The sequence below is a fragment of the Sulfitobacter brevis genome, from assembly GCF_900112755.1.
Lineage (GTDB): Bacteria > Pseudomonadota > Alphaproteobacteria > Rhodobacterales > Rhodobacteraceae > Sulfitobacter > Sulfitobacter brevis.
Map to the genome: position 1 here is coordinate 1 of NZ_FOMW01000067.1, position 1,191 is coordinate 1,191.

General features: G+C 53.7%; 1 protein-coding gene. It reads left to right on the forward strand.

What is annotated here, in order from left to right:
* The first annotated feature begins 469 nt into the window (after positions 1–469).
* Entirely contained in the window at positions 470–946 is a 477-nt protein-coding gene (locus BM174_RS20725; RefSeq protein WP_093925678.1) for a DUF305 domain-containing protein, read from the forward strand.
* Positions 947–1,191: the final 245 nt, after the last annotated feature.

Here is a 1,191-nt window from a genome sequence, read left to right on the forward strand (position 1 = left end):
CGGTAAGGGGGCTTCTAGAGTTACTACCAAACACCCGCAACCCCTTTTTTCAAAATTCGGGAACTTTTGTGAAATTTCCGCTCATGCCCTGAGGTGGTGGGCCCTCGTGCGACGGCGCAAACCACAGGTATAGTGTGTTTGTTGCGACATTAGCGACGAACGGGCGCTTCATATTGCTGTTTTAAGGGCATCTTGAATGCTGAGCATCTGTGTGAGGCCGGGTGGGCAAAAGTTGGGCGTCATTTTGACTGCCTAAGGTGAAACGCACCAGATTCGACGAAGTGACATCTGCAACAGACATACGCTTTGCTCCAACTCCACTTTACCTACCGCTGCCGCCTAGCACCGCAAACCGTGATAGATTCGTCAAATCCTCAAAGAATGTGCACTTTTCTGCATCTAAACTGGGAACCCTCCATAACTGGAAGGACGTTCCCCACCTAGAAATGAAAATTTAAGGAGACTTCCTATGTCCTACTGGCGCTTTTTCGCGATGATTCTGACATCGACCGTCGTAATGTTCGGCCTGATGTATTTGAACTCTTATGCGCTCGATCATGTGTTCTTCAGTGAAACCCGAAGCTACATGGCGATCTATATGGGTGCGGTGATGGCAATCATCATGCTGGCGTTTATGTTGGGCATGTATACAAACAAGTCGGCCAATATTGCGATCTTCGCAGGCAGCGCGGTCGTCTTTGCTCTGTCGCTGTTTCTGGTACGCAGCCAGACGACGGTCGATGATACTTCCTGGATGCGCGCCATGATCCCGCACCACTCGATCGCGATTTTGACGAGCGAGCGGGCGAATATTTCCGACCCGCGTGTGCGCAAGCTGGCCGATGATATCATCAAGGCCCAGAAGCTTGAGATCGCGGAGATGAAGGCCCTAATAGCCGACCTCGAAGGCGGCCCTAGCGCCACGCCCGAAATTGACGGCAAGTGACACCCCATGAGAATATGGCCGCTTCAGGCGGTCGCCTGTGAGCCGTCATAGACCACGAGCTTGGTGGGCCTGACTAGGCACATAGTGAGCCTTCACTGTCCCAGCCCTTGAACGAAAAAGGCCGCAGCGTCACCGCTGCGGCCTTTCCTTATTTCAAACCAACGCCCCGAAAGGCGCGGATGGTGCAGGGGCCCGCGGGCCCCTATGCCCAAATCACTCGATGATTTTGGAAACCACGCCGGCGC